The organism is Dehalococcoidia bacterium, assembly GCA_035310145.1.
Taxonomy (GTDB): domain Bacteria; phylum Chloroflexota; class Dehalococcoidia; order CAUJGQ01; family CAUJGQ01; genus CALFMN01.
This window is the reverse complement of sequence record DATGEL010000115.1, coordinates 23,521-42,416: the sequence shown is the minus strand read 5'-3', so window position 1 is coordinate 42,416 and position 18,896 is coordinate 23,521. Positions and strand designations below refer to the sequence as shown.

The following is an 18,896-nucleotide window of genomic DNA, read 5'->3' as shown; positions in this document are numbered from 1 at the left end:
GCGCGCACTCATGCCGGCCCCGCCGCGAAGCGCCGCTTGTACAACCGTCGCAGCAACGGCCACGCGAACAGCCCGATTGTAATCAGGACGCCCACGAGCGAGATCAGCAGGCTGACAGTCCACGTGGGCGGCCGGTAGGAGAAATGGACCGTGTGCTGCCCGGCGTCCAACTCCACCCCCTGGTAGATATAGTTGGCCCGCAGATCGTGGCGCTGCTTGCCATCGACCGTTACCTGCCAGCCGCCATCGCCGTAGCCCTCGTTCAGAACCAACACGCCCGGCGCCGGCATGTTCGCCTTGACCGTAATATCCCCGGCGAGATCGCGCACGATCGTCGCCTGGCCGCCGTTGCTGGCGATCGGCGTACGCGACTCGACCACGGCGTCGGCGCCTGGGACGTGCAACTGATCGAGCGCGGCGAGCGTGGCGGCGTCGCCCTGCGTGGCGATCACGCCGTCGGCGACGTAAACGCGCGGTCGGAAGCCCTCCACACGGTAAAGCGTGGTGACGTTATCGTGCCAGACGGGGGTGAGCGTGTCGGCAGCGGCCGGCTCGTAGAGCCGTAGCCGGAGAGCGCCGGGTGCCGGCTGGCCGTTGTGGAGAAACCGCGCTCCCTGCAGAAGCGGCCGCGTTGTGCCGAACAGGCGGATAGCCCGCCCCGATGTGTCGTCGGCCGGGCGGCTGACCTCCAGGCGCAGCCGTTGTCCCGGCTGGACATTTGCCGCCGGGAAGCTCGCGCTCAGCCATGAACCGCTTGTGGTTGCCGCAACAGGCAAGGAGGCCGTTCCGAGTACGGCGCCGCTGCCCGCATCCAGCAACCGCAACGCCAACGCTGGCCCCGGTTGCAGTCCGTCGGTCGCCACGAACACCGCCACCGCCGAGATCTGCGCGCCCACGCTCGCCATCTCCTGCGTCACCGTCTCGCCCGGCGCGATCGCGAGGACAGGCTGGTCCGCGGCGTCCTCCTGCTGTGCGACAAGATGAGCACCGGACCCGGGTAGTTCCATGTCGCCGGTGGGCACCAAGAGCAGGGAGGCGTTGGCAATCGCCAGCATGCGCCTATCCGGTGTCTGATTAGTCACGACGTAGGCGATGGTGCTCGGGTCGGGTCCATGGCGGTTCAGCGCAGCCGAGAACCTCAGCGGGCGCGAGAGGAATACGTTTTCCGAGTTAGTGCCAAGCTGCGGCAGACCGAACGGCAGGATCAAGCCGCCGTGCAACGGCCCGGCCGGCAGCGCCAGCTTACCGTCAGCGATATGGGTCCGCATTGCGCCAATCGCATCGGCGCCGGGATAAAGATTCGCGGGCAGCACACCAGGGTTGTACGTGGCCCCGACGGTAAACACATCGCCTGCCAGCAGCAGCGCAAGAGCAGTTGCTCCTGCTGGCGGGGCAATCCAGGCGCGCTTGAGCAACACGAGCAGCGCCGCGGATATGACGATCATGACTCCCGCGAAGATGACCCACGATTGCGCCCACGCCTCAAGCGTCACCGCGCCCTTCGTTTCCAGGAAGAACCGCGCGACTCTCACGATTCCCATCCTGGTGAGAAGTGCCGATGTGCATGCGAACAGAGTCGCCAGTGCGAAGCATCCCCAGCCTAACCACACGGCACGGCGGCGAGCTTCTGGCGGAACCGACGGCCATCTGGTCGTCGCGGCGTCCAGGAGAGCATCCACACCAATTGCGGCCAGGCAGCTGACAAAGAACGCCACGACGAATACAAGGCGATGGTTGGCCAGCAATCGCAGCCCCGGCAGACGTGCGACGGTGAACACGGGCTGCACGCCATACACGATCGCAGCCGCGAGCAATCCGAGGAGGAGAAAAGTCAGGGTGTATTCTCGATCTCGCCTTGGACTGCGCAGCAGTGCGACTCCAGCGAGGACAAGGGTGACCACTCCGCAATAACCGACCTCTTCGGCATAGTCGAAGCCATTAGGCCAGAGGTTGAAGGAGTTATACGCCGGACTTCCACGCAGATTCGGCACGATCCACGAGCTGATATCGGTGAATGGGATATGATAAAGCGGCTGATGCGCACGAACCGTTGACGTTGGGCCTCCGAGGACCAGCATGACAGTGGGCAACAATTGAACTGCTGCAATCGCCACACCGCCGACTAAGCCAGTAAAACACAATATGCCAGGTATTACGACCGAGTATATCTGACTTTGTGTCATGAATCGCAGATATCTCTGTACAGAGCGAATGCCGAGGTATATCGTCGAAAAGAGAAGGATATGAAGCGAAGATTCGATGTGGCCACCGAGAAACTGAGTCGCGGTGATGATCGACAGGGCGCTTACCCAGAGATGTGCTCGGCTCTTCTTTTGCAGCAACGCCTCCAGACAGAGAAATATCCACGGTAACCAATCAGCTACAGCAGTGTGCGGATGATTGAGCCAGATGAAGAAGTAGCTGCTGAACATGAAGGCAATGGCACCGAAAAATGCTGACGGTCTGCGAAGGCCCAGGACGAGTAGAAAGGCATACATGCCGAGGCCAGCAATCAGCGGCTTCACCATGAGCATGAACTGCATGCCAACTTTGAGTGGCATCAAGAGCGACAGGATGGTGATTGGATATAGCACAGCCGGCTGAGCTCGTGCCATATGAGGCTCCCCGCCGAGTGAATACGGATACCACAGCGGGAGCCGGCCGTGGTGCAGTTCCGTTCGCGTGAAGAGGTACCACGGTATGAATTGGTCGACAGCATCACTCATAAGAGGGTTCTTCGATCCGGTTCTCGCCAGCATCGCGAATTCCGGCTGCTGATTCCACGGGTAGTTCGTGGTTATGACGTCCAAGGGCGGCGAGATCTCGCCATGCGTGAGCGGCATGGCGAAATACGTCACGCACAAGAGCGCCAGCGCCACCGGGTACAGCCAGCGGCCGGGGTCGCGGAGCAGCAACCGGCGCCAGCGCGGAACCGCCCGGCCCGGAGGCGTTGCAAGATGGCCGTCTGGAGGAACCTCGGTCCTCGCAGCCGTCGCGAGGATTCGTTGCGCCACGCCGCTAAGTCGCCGGAACCGCATTGCTGATCGACAGCAACCGTTGGAACTCCGCCATCAGCGAGGCATCGAAGGCGGCCGCTGCCGAATAGGGCCAGTCGAACCGCGCGCCGGCCGCGCACGCGTCGAGCGCCGCCACGGCCGGCGTCAGCGCCACCCCCAGCCAGCGCCGCAACTCGGTGCCGCTGCCGCCCAAAGCATTCGAAGCCGGCTCATTCGACATCATCCATTGCTCCTCTGTCTTCTCGCATGTTTCGGAAACCGCCCAGCTCGCCTGGCTAAAGGTCGCCTCGAGTCAGTTCCGGACTTTGCGATGCACCCAGTGAGCCGCTCGAGAGACCGGCGGAAATCGGCGTATGCCGCCGGCAATCTTCGGCTTCGCGCCCCGCGCCGTTTGCACCGCCGCGGCGGCGAGGGCAGTCTGCTCCTGCAGCAATGCCTCCAGCCAGCGGATGTGCGCATTCTTCGCCGCAAGCTGCGCCTCCAGTCCGCTCGCCCAGGCCGTCTGCTGCTCGTGACGGAGGGTCATCGCCGATAGCTCCTCGTGCAACGCCGTGCCGCGGCCCTCCGTGATCGCCAGCTCGTTACGCAGTCCCTCAATAGCTCCATTCAGAGCGTCAAGCTCGGCGGCGCGTTGCGTCAGGCAACGCTCCAGCTCCGCGACCCGTCTCGCATGCGCCACCTCTGTCGCCTGCAATCGCGCCTCGCGCTCCGCCAGCGTTGCTTGAAGCGCCTCGATTCGCTGTCCCCGCTCGGCCAGCTCACCCTGAAGCGCTTGCACGTGCCCGGCGCCGTCGCGCGCGGTCCGCTCCAGCTCCCGGTTCCGGCGCTGCAACAGCGTGGCCAGGTCGGCTCTCTCGGTAGTCACACGTCCGCGCCTCTTGCGTCGAGCCACGACCACAAACTGAAACGTCTCCGCCTCTGGGTCCGCCGTCGCCGCCTGCAGAATCTCGGGAGCAAACGCATGCGGGTCGACGCCCAGATCGGTTCCGCCCAGCGGCGCGGTCACGCGCAGATCCTCGATGATCTCTAGACCAGCACCGGCGAAGAGTGCCTGGACCGCCTCCTTGTCAAAGAAGCGCAGATGCGTACGGTCCAGCAGACCGGTCTCCCGGTAGCGAAACGCTCCCTGCAGCAGGTGCAGGCGAAGATCGGCGTGCGCGACGTTCGGAATCGAAGCCACGATGCGGCCGTCGCCTGCCAGCAGCTCTACGGCGGAGCGCAGAACACGCTCCGGCTCGCGCAGATGCTCGAGCACGTCGAGAAACAGGATCGCGTCGAAGTGCAGCGGCGCGAATTCGGCCCGGAGGTCGATCGCCTCTACGTCGGCCTGAACCACGCGTTCGCAGTATCGGCGGGCGGCCTCTGCCGCGGCGGGATCCTGCTCGACCGCCCAGACGGTACAGCCCCGCGCCTGAAGCACCGAGGCCACAGAGCCATCGGCCGCGCCGACATCAAGCACCTGCGCGCCCTCGGGCACGCTCAGGACTCCGAGCGAGTGCGATTCGTTCAAATTCGCCAAATCAATGGGGGCAGTGTAGCGCGAGGCCGCCATCGAATCTCCTGGAGAGCGCCCAGGACGTCAAAGAGGCTCGGCCGCGACCCGGTTGCTTCCATCATGCACAGAGGTCGAGGGGTCGCGCACGCGTCGGCCAAGCCGTCAATTCGCCACAGCCATATCGCTGATTGAAAGCAGTCGCTCAAACCCCGCCATAAACGAGGCGTCGAACGCGGCCGCGGCCGAGCGCGGCCAGTCGAGTTGCGCGCCGGCCACCCGCGCATCGATGTCGTCCACGCGCCGGACGGCCACGGCCAGCCCGCTCACGATGCAGTCCACCGTCGGCTCAACGCCGATCAGGTTCGCCGAGATCTCCGCTAGTGCTGCGGCCGTCTTGTTAGCGAACGTGCTGGTCACCACCAACATGCCCGCGGTCGCCATTTCAATCGGCACGAGGCTCGGGTGCGGAGTGTCCATGAGGCTCAGCCCAACATCGTGCTCACGGAGCAGATCGCGGTACGCGTCCTGATCCAGCCGTGGCACCAGGTGCAACTCACGTCCGCCGGCCAGCCGCAATCTGCCCGGCCCATCCTGTTTGCCCACCCCGAAGAACTCCCAGGATCGATCGAACACGCCGCGATCGATCGCCGCCGAAAGCCCGAGCACCGCCAGCTCGAACATGTTGCGCTCGGCGTGCTGCTCAGGCCGGGCATAGACCAGCACGCGGCGGCTCGAACGCCGCCGCAGCGGCTCGTGGCTAACCGTCCCCACGTCCGTCACGGGGTTCAGCATCAACATGGAATGCTCCATGCCATACTCCGGGCCGCGGCAGAAGACGCCGATGCGCCGCCTCATGAAGTAGTCGCGGAGCAACGCCGTCGAAAAGATGGCGCGATGCGGCAGGGCATAGGCCGACCGCGTGAAGGCCGAAAGCGCCCCGGCTGCGTGGAAAAGTGGCTCATACTCCTGCACCAGGAAGAGAAAATTCTCCTTGCCCAGGCGCTGGGCCGCCGCGTGCGCGACCCAGGCAGTCCAGGTCGAGGTAGCGATGAAGAGGTCGCCATCGCTGGCGTCCAGCGGTTCGGTGCGGCCGAGCATCTGCACGACTTCCACGCGCGAGAACAGTTCGGACAGTCCCGAGAACGACTCGATCTTGCGTCGCTCGCTGGCCGGCACCTCGCCGGCCGCTTCTAGCGCGACGATGCGCACACTGTACCCTTCGCCGGCCAGTGCCACTGCCAGCCCGCCGACCGTGATATAGCCTCCGTAGAAGTAGCTAGAGTTCAACATCTGCACGAGGATGTTGATACGACGCGCTGCTCGACGGTGAACCCGCAAGGCTAGCGGTTTCATCTTGCCGCGAATCCAGCGCGCTCGCTCGCCCAGCGGCCCGCCGAGGTCCCCGGCCACCACGCCGGTGTCGAGCACTGGCTGGATGTATGAATCGGTCTGCGCCGCCGACCGCTTCCAGAGCACACCCTTGAGTAGCTGCATCTCCGCGCCAGTCCGCCCGCCACGATGAACGCTCCAAATTAGCGTCTGCCAGACCAGCCAGGCCGCGCCGGTTCGCTTGGTTTCGAGCGCTATAAGGCGGCGCAAGGCTCCCCGCGTGCGTCCGGACAGCCTCGACGCGAACCGTGTCAGCAAGATGTGGGCCATCACCTCGCGTGGCAGGAGATCGCTGAAGTACACTTGCCGCCACCCCGCGACGACGGCGTGATCGTTGCGATGATCATCCACCGGAAGCAAGCGGCTGATCGCGGCGGTCTGCCGGTGCGCGCCGAACTCCAGCCAGAAGCTCCGTCGCGCGTGGGCAGGTGCATTCCAGACGCCGATCACGTTCTCGTCATGCTGCACATAGTCGTACAGCGGCCGTGCGACGTACGCGATCCTTCCGCCCGCCAGCGCCGCACAACCCAGCCAGTGGTCATGAAAAATCGAGCCGACTTTGGGAGGGAACGGTAGGGCATTGGCAAGTAGTTCGCGACGAAACATCGATGCCGCGCCGGTAATGCAATTCTCCAACACCAGTCGGGGAAGGTCGCGAAAGTTATTGCCGCGCCGCATCCAGTAACTCGGCGCGAGAACCTTGCCATCCCGGTTGACGATTCGCATATCGCTGTAGGCCAGCATCACGCCCGGTCTGAACCTCTCAATCAGGGCGGCAAGCTTCCACGGATACCATTTGTCGTCCTGGTCGGCCATCGCAATGAATCTAGCGTCTGCTGGAACATAGGCCAAGCAACGTTCAAAGTTGTAGTAATAGCCAAGATTCGAGGAGTTTCTGAGTAGAAGGAATCGCTTGTCGTTACGGACAATCCGCTGAATCTTTACGTACAGATCGGGCCGCGAGCAGTCGTCGCTGATGATGCAGACCCAGTCGTCGTAGGTCTGCGCCTGGATCGAGCGGATCTGCGCCTCAAACAGCTCCATCGGCGGGTTGTAGGTCGCCATGCAGATCACGACGCTCGGCGCCTGCTCCAGGCCGAAGTCGGCCGGCGTCAGCGGCTGGGGCGCGTCCGGCGCCCGCCGGGTCAACGTGTGCGTGCCCACGTGCAGCGTTCGGCGCGCGCCTCCCGCAAAGCGCCCCACGACGTTGATCGTCATGCTCATCGGCTGTTCGGTGCCCGGCAGCGGCACGATCGCCCAGAAGCCGCTGTAGAACGGCAGCTCCGGCGAGGCGGCCCGCGCCATAAACTCATCCCGAATGTCGCTGCGCGGCATGCCCTGCGCGTTCACCGGGTGCCGCACGCCGTTCAGCTCGATCTCCACGCGCTTCAGCTTGCGGCGCAGGTGGAAGCAGTAGCCGGTGATCAGCAGCACCGAGCCGCGGCCCACGCCGATCGTCTCGGGAATCGGATCGATGGCGCAGCGGAACGCCGGATCGGCCGGCTGTACGGCGCGCGGCAACGGCACGCCCGCACGGTGCAAGTGGTCGCGCAGCCTGCGCAGGTGCGGCTTCAGCGGTTCGGGGATCCACCAGTAGCGCGAGCGAGACATGCGGGTTCCTCGGAGGGCTAGGGGCTGCACTTACCTCTGCCTAATCGGACGATCGCATGGTGAACGGACAGGAGCCAAACCTGCACGCGCCTGTGTGCCGAGCGATAGAATAACACGAACCTCGCAGTGCGGTAAAAGGATCACGGCGGCCGCCGTAGCCGCGAGCGAGCGGCGCGGAGCCGGCCGCCCGCGGCAAGCGCCGCCCGCACCTCCCTGCGTGCCAGCCGTGCCTGCATCTGCGCCCGCTCCTGGCCGAGCCGCCGCAGTTCTGCTTCTTGCTGGAGAACGCGCTGCTCCAGCTCGCTCGCCCAGTCGCGCAGCCGTTCGACCTCCGCCAGCAGCGTCCCCTCGCGCGCGTCGGCCTCAGCCTCCAGCACGTCAACGTACTCGCCGCGCACGCTGCGCTCAAGCAGCAGCGCTCGCTCGACGCCGCCGGCCGAAGCCGCCAGCCGCGGAATGTCCGTCGCCCCCGCCAGCGGCGCCCGTTCGCGAACGACGTATAGCTCCTCCGGCGGCGGCGGGCGGCTCGCAAGCTCCCCGGCGTGCAACGCGCGCAGCAGCGCCGCATGCCGGGCCAGCAGAAAGCGCTTGAAGCGGCTGTTCAGGCTGCTGCTGTGCCGGTGCCGAACAACGGATCGCCCCGCGCACAGCACATCAAGCCCGCGCATCCGCAGGCGCAGGCAGAGATCGACATCCTCGTAGTACGCGGGAAAGAAGCGTTCGTCGAAGCCACCGAGCGCCGTCCAGGCATCGCGGCGCACCAGCAGCGAGCAGCCCGACGCGAAGTCGACCACCCTCACGCCGGCGAACTCGCTGCTCTCCGCCGGCAAGCCGTACCCGAGCGGCGTCACCGATGCGTCCTGCCAGAGCTGTCCGCCGGCTTCCTGAATCGTCCCGTCCCAGGCCAGCACGCGGCTGCCGACTGCCCCGGCGGCGGGGTGGGATTCAGCCGCTTCGACCAGCGCCTCCAGCCAGCCCGGCTCCACGACTGCATCGTCGTTCAGCAGGACAATGAACTCCCCGCGCGCCGCCGCGGCCGCCGAGTTATTGCCGCCGCCGAAGCCCAGGTTCACCGGCGATTCGGCCACGTGGGCGCCGCGCACCTGATCCCGGACTCGCTCCCTCAGCTCCGGCGCCGGCTCGTTGAGGAACAGCAGCAGCTCGAACGGGATCGATCCCGGGCAGTTGCGTCCCAACGATTCGAGGCAATCGAGGAGATACGGCGCCTCGCGCCAGCCGAGCACCACGATCGAGACGCGTGGCGCCGGTGAACTGGCGAGATCAACTGCTGGCGCCATCGGCGCCTCCGCCCACGCCCTGTTGAGCGTTGCCCCGTTGGTTCGCTATGGTAGCAAAAGCGTGGCAGCGGGCGGTACTGTAGCGCGGGTGCACGGCGCCTCGCTGAGCAACGTCCGCGGCGCCGCGAACGATCGGAAGCGCGCGATGAAGGCAGTCGTGCTGGCGGGGGGGAAGGGCAGCCGCCTGCGGCCCTTCACCTACACCGGCGCCAAGCAGCTGATCCCGATCGCCAACAAACCCGTGCTCTTCTACGCCCTCGAACAGCTCACCGCCCTCGGCGTGCACGAGGTCGCCGTCGTCGTCGGCGAGACCGGCGACCAGGTCCGCGCCGCCCTCGGCGACGGCAGCCAATTCGGCCTTTGCCTCAGCTACGTCCAGCAGGACGCCCCCCGCGGCATCGCCCACGCCGTCGGCCTCTGCCGCGAGTTCGTCGGCGCCCACGACTTCGTCGTCGTGCTCGGCGACAACTTCGCCCGCGACGGCATCCGCGAGCCGATCGACGCCTTCCGCGCGGCCAACCTCGACTGCGGCGTCGTGCTCAGCCGCGTGCCCAACCCCCAGGCCTTCGGCGTGGCCGAGTTCGCCGGCGAGCGCCTCGTGCGCGTGGTAGAGAAGCCCGCCGTCCCGCCCAGCGACCTGGCGATCACCGGCATCTACTACTTCTCGCCCGCCGTCTTCCCCGTGATCGCCGCCCTGCGGCCCTCGGCGCGCGGCGAGCTGGAGATCACCGACGCCATTCAAGCCCTGCTGGAGGGCGAGGCGCGCGTCGGCCACGCCCTGCTCACGGGACCGTGGATCGACACCGGCAAGATGGCCGACATCCTCGAGGCGAACCGGCTCGTGCTGGCGAAGCTCGAGCGCGCGATCGCCGGCGAGGTCGATGCCGAAAGCAGCATCGTCGGCGCCGTCGTCGTCGGCGCCGGCGCCAGCGTGCGCCGCAGCGTGATCAAGGGTCCGGCGATCATCGCGCCCGACTGCCGGATCGAGGACGCCTACATCGGCCCCTTCACCGCGATCGACCGCGGCAGCGTGGTGCGCGGCACGGAGATCGCCGACAGCATCGTGCTCGACCACTGCCGCCTGGAGCTGGTGCCCGGCCGCCTGGAAGAGAGCCTGATCGGCCGCGACGTCGTGGTCGCCGGCGTTGACCGCCGGCCGCGCGTGTATCAGCTTATGCTGGGCGACCACTCGCGCATCGCTATCCCCGGCTGAGCGCCAGAGATCGGAGAGCGTGTGACGACTTTGGCAGGGCGAACACTGGTGACCGGCGGCTGCGGCTTCATCGGCAGCCACTTCATCCGCGGCCACCTGCAGGCACACCCGCGGCGCGAGGTCGTCAACCTCGACCTGCTGACGTACGCCGGCAACCCCGACAACCTGGCGGACATGGCCGGCGATCCCCGCTACCGCTTCGTCCACGGCGACGTGAGCGACGCCGAGGCGGTGGGCCGCGCCATGGCCGGCTGCGATACGGTCGTGCACTTCGCCGCGGAGAGCCACGTCGACCGCTCGCTGCTGGATGCGCGGCCCTTCGTGCGCACCAACGTCGAGGGCACCGCTGTGCTGCTCGCCGCGGCGCGCGAGGCCGGCGTGCAGCGCTTCCTGCACATGTCCACCGACGAGGTCTACGGCGACATTCCCGCGCCGCGCACCAGCGTCGAGGAGGACCCCCTGCAGCCGCGCAGCCCCTACGCCGCCGCCAAGGCCGGGGCCGAGCTGCTCTGCCGCGCCTATGTGCAGAGCTACGGCCTGCCCGTGCTCGTCGTGCGCTGCTCCAACGTCTACGGCGCCAACCAGTTCCCCGAGAAGCTGATCCCGCTGTTCGTCACCAACGCCCTCGCCGGCCGTCCGCTGCCCGTCTACGGCGACGGGCTGCAGCAGCGCGACTGGACCGCCGTCGAAGACGCCTGCGCCGCGATCGAGCTCGTGCTCGAGCGGGGCGAGCCCGGCGCAGCCTACAACGTCACGGCCGAAAACGTGCGCCTGAACATCGAGGTCGTGCGCCGGCTGCTCGCCGTGCTCGGCCGGCCCGAGTCGCTGATCGCCCACGTCGCCGACCGCCCGGGCCACGACCTGCGCTACGCGATGAGCGCCGCCAGGATCCGCGCCCTCGGCTGGCAGCCGGCGCAGGTCTGGGAAGAGGCCTTCCCGCGCACGGTGCGCTGGTACGCCGAGAACCCGGACTGGTGCCGGCGGGCGCGCGACCGCGCCTTCGACGACTACTACACCGCGCAGTACGGCGCCCGTGGCTGAGCGGGAGAAGCCGGCGCTGCTGCTCACCGGCGCGGGCGGACAGCTCGGCCGCGCCGTGGCCGCGGCCTGCGCACCGGCGTGGCGGGTGATCGGCCCCGGGCGCGATGTGCTCGATCTCGCCCGCCCCGAGACGTTTCTTCCCCTGCTGCGCGAGCAGCGCCCGGCCGCCGTGGTCAACTGCGCCGCCCTCACCGACACCGCCCGCTGCGAGCGCGAGCCGGCGCTGGCCGACGCGATCAACGCGCGGGCGCCGGCGGCGCTGGCGGAGGCCTGCCAGGCGGTTGGCTGTTACCTGGTCCAGATCTCCAGCAACGAGGTGTTCGACGGCGCCGCCTCGCAGCCGTACGCCGAGGACGCGCCCACGCGGCCGCTCAGCGCCTACGCCCGCTCCAAGCGCGCCGGCGAGGAGTTCGTGCTCAGCGCCGCGCCCCGGTCGCTCGTCGTGCGCACCGCCTGGCTCTACGGCGAGGGCACGCAGAACTTCATCGCCCGCGTGCTCGGCTGGGCGGCGCGGCAGCCGGAGCTTTCGGTCGTCACGGACGAGGTCGCCACGCCCACCGCCTGCACCTCGCTCGCCGCCGCGCTGGCGCTCTGCCTGCGGGAACGGCCGAGCGGCATCCTGCACGTGACCAACGCCGGCGCCGCCTCGCGCTTCGAGTGGGCGCGTGCGATCCTGCGGCTCAGCGGCGAAGACCCGGAACGCGTGCGCCCGGCACGGCTCGCCGACTTCCCCGCCACGGCGCCGAAGCCGCCGTACTCGGTGCTGAGCACGGCCCGCGCCGAGCAGCTCGGCATTCAGCAGCAGCCGTGGCACACCGTCTTCGCCCGCTACATGGCGGACCGGAAGGAGCACGCAGCTTCCAGCGCATAACCGCCGGGAGGATCGGATGGCACAGGGAACCGGCTACCGCGTCGCCGCGCCGTACGCCGAGCACGTCTCCGTCCAGGACTACAGCCCGCGTCCGCGCATTGAGGGCGTGCGCATCGTCGATCTCACCCTCTTTCTCGACGACGGCGGCTCGTTCAACGAGCTCGTGCGCCTGCGCGCCGACGCCACGGTCGAGGCGCTGCCGGAGTTCCGCGTCGCACAGTCCAGCTACTCCGAGCTGCAGCCCGGCGCGATCAAGGCCTGGCACCTGCACCGCGCCCAGGACGACCTCTGGTTCGTGCCATCCTCGCAGCGCCTGCTGATCGGCCTGCTGGACGTGCGCGAGGGCTCGAAATCGTGCGGTGTGAACATGCGCTTCGTGATGGGCGGCGGGCGGGCGCAGCTGCTCTACATCCCCGCCGGTGTGGCGCACGGGGCGGCGAACCCGGGTCCTGCGGCGGCGGCGATCCTCTACTTCACCAGCGCCCAGTTCGATCCGCGGCAGCCCGACGAGCAGCGCCTGCCCTGGGACACGCTCGGCGCCGAGTTCTGGCAGCCGCAGCCGGGCTGAGACGGATCAGCCCGGCCGATCGGCGACGATCGTGTGCATGCTCTGCTGCACCGGCGGCTGCCGCGGGCCGTCGCGCAGCCAGGGGTACGTCTGCTCGCTCACCGAACGGATGTAGAAGCCGAGCATGCCCAGCACCTCGCGGTAGAGCGGCAGCGACAGAGACCACCAGGTTGTCTGCTGCCAGGGCTGATCGGAGCGGCCGACGAAGGCCGCCAGCGGCTCCGCGTCGGGGCGCACGTAGTTGGTGATCACCAGCATGCGCGAGCTGCGCCGCGCCAGCACCGCGAGCGCCCGCACCGGGTCCGAGAGATGCTCCAGCAGGGCGCCGACGATCACCACGTCGAACATGCCCAGCCCCGTCGGCACAGAGTAGACGTCGCCGTAGTAGACGCGCGCCCGCGAGCGGAAGCGGCGGTGCGCCAGCCAGTAACCGCGCTGCAGCTGCCGGTACCAGCGCTGCCGCTCCCGCGCGAAGCCGGCGGGGTCGGTCCAGGCGGGGTTCCCGGCGAAGGGCAGATAGGCCCAGCGCCGCGCGTGGTCCATGTCCAGGCTGACGACCTCGGCGCCACGCGCCTCCGCCTCGAAGGTCAGGAAACCCGACGCCGTGCCCACGTCGAGCACGCGCTTGCCGCGCAGCGCCAGGTGGCCGGTGTAGTCGTCGAAGCGGCCGCGCAGGTCCCACTCGCCCCATACCGTACCGAGGCCGGGCAGATCCATGGTGTGGTACCAGTAGCAGCCGGCGGGGCCGTCCACCCGCTGCGGCCGCGCGTACAGCAGCTCCCGCTGCGCCCGGCGCAGCTGCCGCCCCGCCAGCCGCTTGCCGAGACGCCGCAGCGTGCCGGCGCCGCGCAACTCGGACAGCGGCGGCAACTGGCGGCCGCGAAACTCTAGCTTCATTGCGAAGCTCCACCTGTCAGATCGAGACGTGGCCGCGGCATCGGTCCGCCAGCGGGATAGTACACGACCGGCGAAGGATGAGCACTCGGCGGCCGGCGTCGCTCGCTGGCGGAAGCTTCTCTGTTCCGGCGCGCTTCAATACACTGCACACTGCAGTCGCACAGGCTCCCGCCGCTGGGTAGGAGCCGCAAGGCACGAGGTGAGCGCGTGATCCCTCGCGTGGCGGTTCTGGGAGGCGACGTCTACTTCGTCGTCTCCGGCGACGGTGTGCGCGACTACTCGCTTCGCCTCACGCAGGCACTCCACGAAAATGGGTTGGCATGGGCAGACCTCTTCTGGTGGTCTCCCGCCGGCACGTGGACGAAGACCCCCGGCGACCGCGACGAGCTTCAGCCGTCCGTATCGCGCGAGGTTTGGCGTGAACTGGCGGGCTACGACGCCCTGATCGTGCAGTACGACGTCTTCCGCTACGGCCGCAGCGGCTTCGTACCCTGGCTGCCGGCGCGGCTGCTGCGGCTGAAGCGCACCGCGCCGCGGATCAGGATCGGCGTGATGTTCCACGAGCTGCATCTGCCCTTTCACACCTGGCGCTGGCAGGTGAAGAAGGCGTGGCAGCGCGTGCAGCACGTCGGCTTCCGCCTGCCGGCCGACGTGCTCTTCGCCTCGGTCGAGCCCTGGGTGGCCGAACTGGCGCGACGCTGGCCGCGGCGACCGGCCGTGCATCTGCCGGTCGGATCGAACCTGCCGGATCGCCGGCAGGCGCGCGAGACCGAGCGGCTGCGGCTGGGCGCGGGCCCCGAGACGATCGTGATGACGGCCTTCGGCACCGACGACAGCCCGTGGCGGCTGTACGGCTACACCGCACACGCCGTGAACGGCGTGGCCCGCGCCGGGCGGCCGGTGCTGTTTCTCAACCTCGGCGGCAACACGCCCGAGCTGCGCGGGCTGGACGCCGGCATCCGCGTGCTGCGGCCCGGCTTCCTGCCGGCGGACGCGCTCGCCGGGATGATCGCCGCCACGGACATCTTCCTCGCGCCCTTCGCCGACGGCGTCTCCACCCGCCGCACGACCGTCATGGCCGCCCTGCAGCAGGGCGTAACCGTCCTGGGCACCTCGGGTGGTGCCACCGACCGCGCCTTACGCACGGCGTCGGACGCTGTTCGTCTGACCTACGTCACCGACGCGGATGCATTCGCGGCGGCGGCGCTGAACCTGGCTCGTGAACCTGGCCGCCGCCTGCAGATGGGGGCGGCGGCACGCGCGCTGTACGCGCAGTGCTTCGATTGGCCGGTGACCGCGAGGCGTGCACTCGCCGCCCTGAGCGTGAGAGCCACGCCCTCCTGCACGGCCGCGCCGCTGCGTGCACGCTAAGCCGCGATGGCGCTAGAGTGCGAAAGCACGGCTGCATCAGGTGGAAGGAGCGCGACCAGCGCCAAAGTGGGGTCCGGGCACACGAGGTGAGCAGAATTTCGCGTTGAGGCGCCGATGAGTCACGACGTGGCCGAGATCAGCCCCCACGCCGCGGGACCAACCACCCATCCAGGCATGGCTGATGCGCACGCCGCCGCGCGGAGACCTTCCTGGCGCCAGGTCGCGCGGTGGCCGCTCGCGACGTATCGCCAGCCGGCCGCGGGCAGACTACACCTGACCGTTGGCGAGGCGCTGGTTGCGGCCTTGCTCTGGCCGCAGGCGCTGATCGTGATCTGCGGTTACACATTGGATGTTTTGCGGATTCCGCTCAGCGAGCACACGTTTGTTCCCGTCGTTCTGATCGTCGTCGCGCTGAGCGGGGCCGCGGCCCTGCGGCTCCGCCTGATAGCGGTGCGCCTGGACATCGTCGAGCTTGCCGGCCTGGCGTTCATCGCCCTGGCGCTGGCCGGATATCTCGCCTGGTTCAGCGGACGGGCGCTGTTGCCCGCGTCATTCTCGCCGGACGCAGTCCACCACCTTCTCCTGGTTAACGCAATCCGCAGCGCGGAGCATCTGCCGCGCTGGCCAGCTTTGTGGGCACAACTGGGAGAGATGTCGACATATCCGGCGGGCAGCCACCTGCTGGTCGTGTTCTACGCGGACCTGCTTTCCCTTCCCGGGTATCGAGCCATCGGTCCGGTCACACTCGGCATCGTCGTCAGTCAGGCCGCGCTGACGTTTCTGCTCGCCTACCGCCTGTTGCCCGCGGGAGAAGGTCGACTGAGTCGCATGGTGCTGTCGTGTCTGGCGGTGGGGCTGCTGCTTCTGCCGATCGGGAAGATCCATAGCGTTAACCCGGCGAACTTCTTCACCGATGCGGTACTCAGATATGACTTTTTCTATTCATCCGTCGCGTCCATCATGTTTCTCTTATATACAGTATGGTTTCTGGTACTCTTCCGCCAGCATATGCAGACCTGGCTGTTGGCTCCGATGACGCTGAGCATCGCGGCGTGTGTGCTGTCATGGCCAATTCTCGGCTTGATTCCGGCGAGTATCTTCGCATTAAGTGTGTTCTCTGATGGCCGAATCTCGTGGCGAGTAAGAGTCAGCCTTATTGGCTCCGTCGGTCTGGTCTTGATTCTTATTGCCGCGGCCTACATCATTCGGTACGGAGTAAAGGACCAGGGGGTGTTGACCTCTGAGGGGGGAATACAGACGATCGCCTTGAATAGCCGATCGCTGATATTTTTCGTGCTTGCCCTCATCGGAGCCGCGGAGTCCATGCGCAGACGCAGTTACGCCGTGGTGTTTTTCTTTCTCGCGGTGGTCCTGGTCTTGTACGCGGTGATGAAGGAACTCGCTCATCATGGAACCATCGCCACGTACATCGCCGAAAAGGTCCCTTTCGTCCTCGTGTTCCCGCTCGCACTCTTCGCAGCCGTGGGAATCCAGACGCTGGCGCGTGCAGCGGCACGCTTGATCGATTCGCGCAGGCCAATCATGCCGGCGGTGCTCACCGCGGGGTTGGGTCTGCTCTGCGTCTCCCCCGGCATTCATGCGATCGACCGCCACCGCGAGCGTCCGTTCACAACGGCGCTGTATGACACCGGGCACTGGTCGCGCCTGCATCTTCCGCCGGATTCCGTGGGATTCCTGACCGCTTACGGCAGCACGGCCTACTGGCTTCAGACCGATGTGCTCGGCAATCCGCGCGTCGTGCCACGTTCCGTCGCGGTTGTCGGTGAAATCAGTCTCGACAGCAGCCAGCGCTGGCCGCGCGAGCTGGCGCAGCCATACATCATCATTGAGAACTTGGCGCTGCTGCCGCCGCAACTCCGATCCGACTTCGCGGTGCTCTACCAATCCGGCGCTTCTGCCGTGCTGGGGCGGAAACCGGCGGGCAATTGAGTGGGCGCCGCCTCGGCGCCGTTTCCCCTGCCTGCCGCCACTGCGCTGCGCTGGGAAGCAGATGGCTCATCCTCGCACGCCAATCGTGCAGGTCCGCACGGGCGCCTACTTCCACGCATGGAAGGCCGCCGCGCGCGAGACCACCTGCTCCGGGGTGGCTTCGACCAGGTCGGGCGGCGAGACCATCTCCACGCGCTGGAAACCTACCGCGCGCAGCATGCCCTCCATCGCCGCCGGATTCGGCGCGAACCAGTTGGTCGGATCCTGCTCCAACTCCATCCCCGGATAGAAGGCGAGCGCCGGCCGCGGCACGTCGATCATGTCCACCTGCGTCGAGACGATCAGCAACTCGCCCGTCACGCTGGCGACCCGGTCTAGCGCCAGCATCGGATAGCGCATGTGATACAGCACGCCGAGCAGGAGCACGACGTCGAAGACGCCGATCCGCTCCGGCGCCAGTTCCATCACATCGATCTCTTGATCCTCTACCCGTGAGTGCAGGATTTTTCGGGCGAGGTTGAAGCCATCCTGCGAACCCCAGCCCGGACCACTCCAGCAGTAGGAATCGGTGGCCAGCACGCGTCGTGCGCCGCGCCGCTCTGCCTCGAACGAATAAAAGCCGTCCCAGGCGCCGATATCCAGCACGCTCTTGCCGGTGAGGTCATCCGGCATACGAATGCGACCGAAGGTTGCAACCGAGTCGTCCACTCCCGGCGTCACAACACCGTCGCCGAGCTCGATGCGGTGATACCAGCGGATCCGCTGCACAGCCTGAATCTGCTCGTCGCTCAGCATTGTCCTGCGCCGAACCGGGTCGCCCAGGCGGGGTCCGGTGGGGAACCGCGATTCGGTGCCCGCACCGTGCTCGCCGGCACCTACGCTAGCATGCGGCCAGCGCCTGCCGATAGACGTCGACCGTGCCCGCGGCGTGGCGGCTCCAGGAGAACTGCTGCGCCCGCACCAGGCCCGCGGCGCTTAGCCGGCAGCGCAGCTCGGCATCGCGGAAGAGCGTCAGCATCGCCTGCGCCAGCGCCGGACCATCTGTCGGATCGACCATCAGCCCCGCGTTGCCCACCACTTCCGGCAGCGAGCTGCTGTCGGAGGTCAGCACCGGCACGCCGCACTGCATCGCCTCCAGCGGCGGCAGGCCGAAGCCCTCGTACAGCGAGGGGTAGACGAAGAACGACGCGCCCGAGTACACCGCCGCCAGGTCGGCGTCGGGTATCCGCCCGGTGAAGCGCACGCGATCGCGATAGGCCGGCTTCGCGGCGATCCCACGGTAGATGTGCTCGACGTCCCAGCCCTTCGCGCCAACCAGCACCAGATGCGTGTCCGGCAGCCGCTCCTGCTCGATGAGTGCGACGAACGTCTCGATCAGGTGCTGCACGTTCTTACGCGGCTCGATCGTGAACAGCCCCAGCGCGTACTGGCCCTGCGGCAGCGCGTACCTCGCTCGCACCGCCGCGAGCCTGGCGGGATCGGTTTCCCGGTGAAAGATACGCCGATCCGCGCCCAGCGGCACCGCGACGACCTGACGCGGATCCTTGCCCGTGAACGCGCAAAAGTCGCGGCGCGTCGATTCCGAGATACAGAGCACCCAGTCGGACTCGCGGCAGGCGCTCTTCATGATCGCGGCGAAGTAGTCCGTGTCAAAGCTGCGTGGAAAGAACTGGGGAAAGCGCACGGGAATCAGGTCATACACGGAAAGCACGCGCACCTTCGCCCGCACGCGCTCGTCCCGCGGCAGCGCGAAATAGAGCGAATGATAGACATCGACCGGCTCGCGCACGGCCCCGCGCACGGCCTCGTGCTGGATCAGCCGAAACAGACGGCGCAGCCCCCGCCGGTAGCGCGGCTCGCGGGCACGGGACTGGTCGCGGTAGGGGAACTGCCGCGTCAGCAGGCGGCACACACGCTCAGGGGCAAAGCGGCGCGACCACGCCCTGATCACCTGCTCCTGCGAAAACGGCGTGCAGCGGTCGATGTAGTTCTCGAAGCCGAGCTGCGCGATGTACTCCTCAAAGGCGACGAAGCGCGGCTCAACTTCCGGCTGCTCCGCCAGATGGTCGAGAAAGGTCATGATCACGCGAGGAATGCCGGTATGGAATCTCGGATCCGCGTAGTTGTAGCCCAGATACGAAACTTCGTAGAGCGTGTTCACCGAGCCCTCGCGCC

14 protein-coding genes are annotated in these 18,896 nt (G+C 67.4%); 6 read left to right on the top strand and 8 right to left on the bottom strand.

What is annotated here, in order from left to right; translation table 11 throughout:
• Positions 1 to 8 precede the first annotated feature (8 nt).
• The 5 genes from VKV26_21680 to VKV26_21660 all read right to left on the bottom strand — a co-directional run bounded on the left by VKV26_21680 (position 9) and on the right by VKV26_21660 (position 8,810).
• Positions 9 to 3,014: a YfhO family protein gene (locus VKV26_21680; GenBank protein ID HLZ72525.1), complete on the bottom strand. Its 3,006-nt coding sequence runs from the start codon at positions 3,012 to 3,014 to the stop codon at positions 9 to 11.
• 4 nt (positions 3,015 to 3,018) lie between these two features.
• Positions 3,019 to 3,240 (bottom strand): hypothetical protein, encoded by a 222-nt coding sequence (locus VKV26_21675; protein HLZ72524.1) that lies wholly within the window; start codon positions 3,238 to 3,240, stop codon positions 3,019 to 3,021.
• Positions 3,241 to 3,309: 69 nt separating this feature from the next.
• Positions 3,310 to 4,569: a methyltransferase domain-containing protein gene (locus tag VKV26_21670; protein HLZ72523.1), complete on the bottom strand. Its 1,260-nt coding sequence runs from the start codon at positions 4,567 to 4,569 to the stop codon at positions 3,310 to 3,312.
• Between the two features lie 105 nt (positions 4,570 to 4,674).
• Positions 4,675 to 7,512, bottom strand: coding sequence for a glycosyltransferase family 2 protein (locus tag VKV26_21665; protein HLZ72522.1), 2,838 nt, complete (start codon positions 7,510 to 7,512; stop codon positions 4,675 to 4,677).
• Between the two features lie 140 nt (positions 7,513 to 7,652).
• Positions 7,653 to 8,810, bottom strand: coding sequence for a glycosyltransferase (locus tag VKV26_21660; GenBank protein HLZ72521.1), 1,158 nt, complete (start codon positions 8,808 to 8,810; stop codon positions 7,653 to 7,655).
• 145 nt (positions 8,811 to 8,955) lie between these two features.
• Here VKV26_21660 and VKV26_21655 point away from each other — a divergent pair, with 145 nt between their 5' ends.
• From VKV26_21655 to VKV26_21640, 4 genes are read left to right on the top strand one after another with little or no spacing between them, the layout of a single operon-like run.
• Positions 8,956 to 10,023: a glucose-1-phosphate thymidylyltransferase gene (locus VKV26_21655; GenBank protein ID HLZ72520.1), complete on the top strand. Its 1,068-nt coding sequence runs from the start codon at positions 8,956 to 8,958 to the stop codon at positions 10,021 to 10,023.
• Positions 10,024 to 10,044: 21 nt separating this feature from the next.
• Positions 10,045 to 11,064, top strand: coding sequence for a dTDP-glucose 4,6-dehydratase (rfbB, locus tag VKV26_21650; GenBank protein HLZ72519.1), 1,020 nt, complete (start codon positions 10,045 to 10,047; stop codon positions 11,062 to 11,064).
• The gene (rfbD, locus tag VKV26_21645; protein HLZ72518.1) at positions 11,057 to 11,935 is read left to right on the top strand and encodes a dTDP-4-dehydrorhamnose reductase; all 879 of its coding nucleotides are present in this window, start codon (positions 11,057 to 11,059) and stop codon (positions 11,933 to 11,935) included. The genes rfbB and rfbD overlap by 8 nt, the downstream gene beginning before the upstream one ends.
• 16 nt (positions 11,936 to 11,951) lie before the next feature.
• Positions 11,952 to 12,503, top strand: a complete 552-nt coding sequence (locus tag VKV26_21640; protein ID HLZ72517.1) for a dTDP-4-dehydrorhamnose 3,5-epimerase family protein — start codon at positions 11,952 to 11,954, stop codon at positions 12,501 to 12,503.
• Positions 12,504 to 12,509: 6 nt separating this feature from the next.
• On the opposite strand, the gene VKV26_21635 is transcribed toward VKV26_21640, so the two are convergent.
• Complete coding sequence (locus tag VKV26_21635; protein HLZ72516.1) at positions 12,510 to 13,400, bottom strand: hypothetical protein; 891 nt, start codon at positions 13,398 to 13,400, stop codon at positions 12,510 to 12,512.
• A gap of 219 nt (positions 13,401 to 13,619) precedes the next feature.
• Here VKV26_21635 and VKV26_21630 point away from each other — a divergent pair, with 219 nt between their 5' ends.
• Both VKV26_21630 and VKV26_21625 read left to right on the top strand, forming a co-directional pair.
• Complete coding sequence (locus VKV26_21630; GenBank protein ID HLZ72515.1) at positions 13,620 to 14,771, top strand: hypothetical protein; 1,152 nt, start codon at positions 13,620 to 13,622, stop codon at positions 14,769 to 14,771.
• A gap of 126 nt (positions 14,772 to 14,897) precedes the next feature.
• Complete coding sequence (locus VKV26_21625) at positions 14,898 to 16,721, top strand: hypothetical protein (protein HLZ72514.1); 1,824 nt, start codon at positions 14,898 to 14,900, stop codon at positions 16,719 to 16,721.
• A 105-nt stretch (positions 16,722 to 16,826) separates the two neighbouring features.
• Here VKV26_21625 and VKV26_21620 read toward each other — a convergent pair whose 3' ends face one another.
• Positions 16,827 to 17,516, bottom strand: coding sequence for a DUF1698 domain-containing protein (locus VKV26_21620; protein HLZ72513.1), 690 nt, complete (start codon positions 17,514 to 17,516; stop codon positions 16,827 to 16,829).
• 85 nt (positions 17,517 to 17,601) lie between these two features.
• Positions 17,602 to 18,882 carry a glycosyltransferase family 1 protein gene (locus VKV26_21615; protein HLZ72512.1) on the bottom strand — a complete coding sequence of 427 codons (1,281 nt, stop codon included), beginning with the start codon at positions 18,880 to 18,882 and terminating at the stop codon, positions 17,602 to 17,604.
• Positions 18,883 to 18,896: the final 14 nt, after the last annotated feature.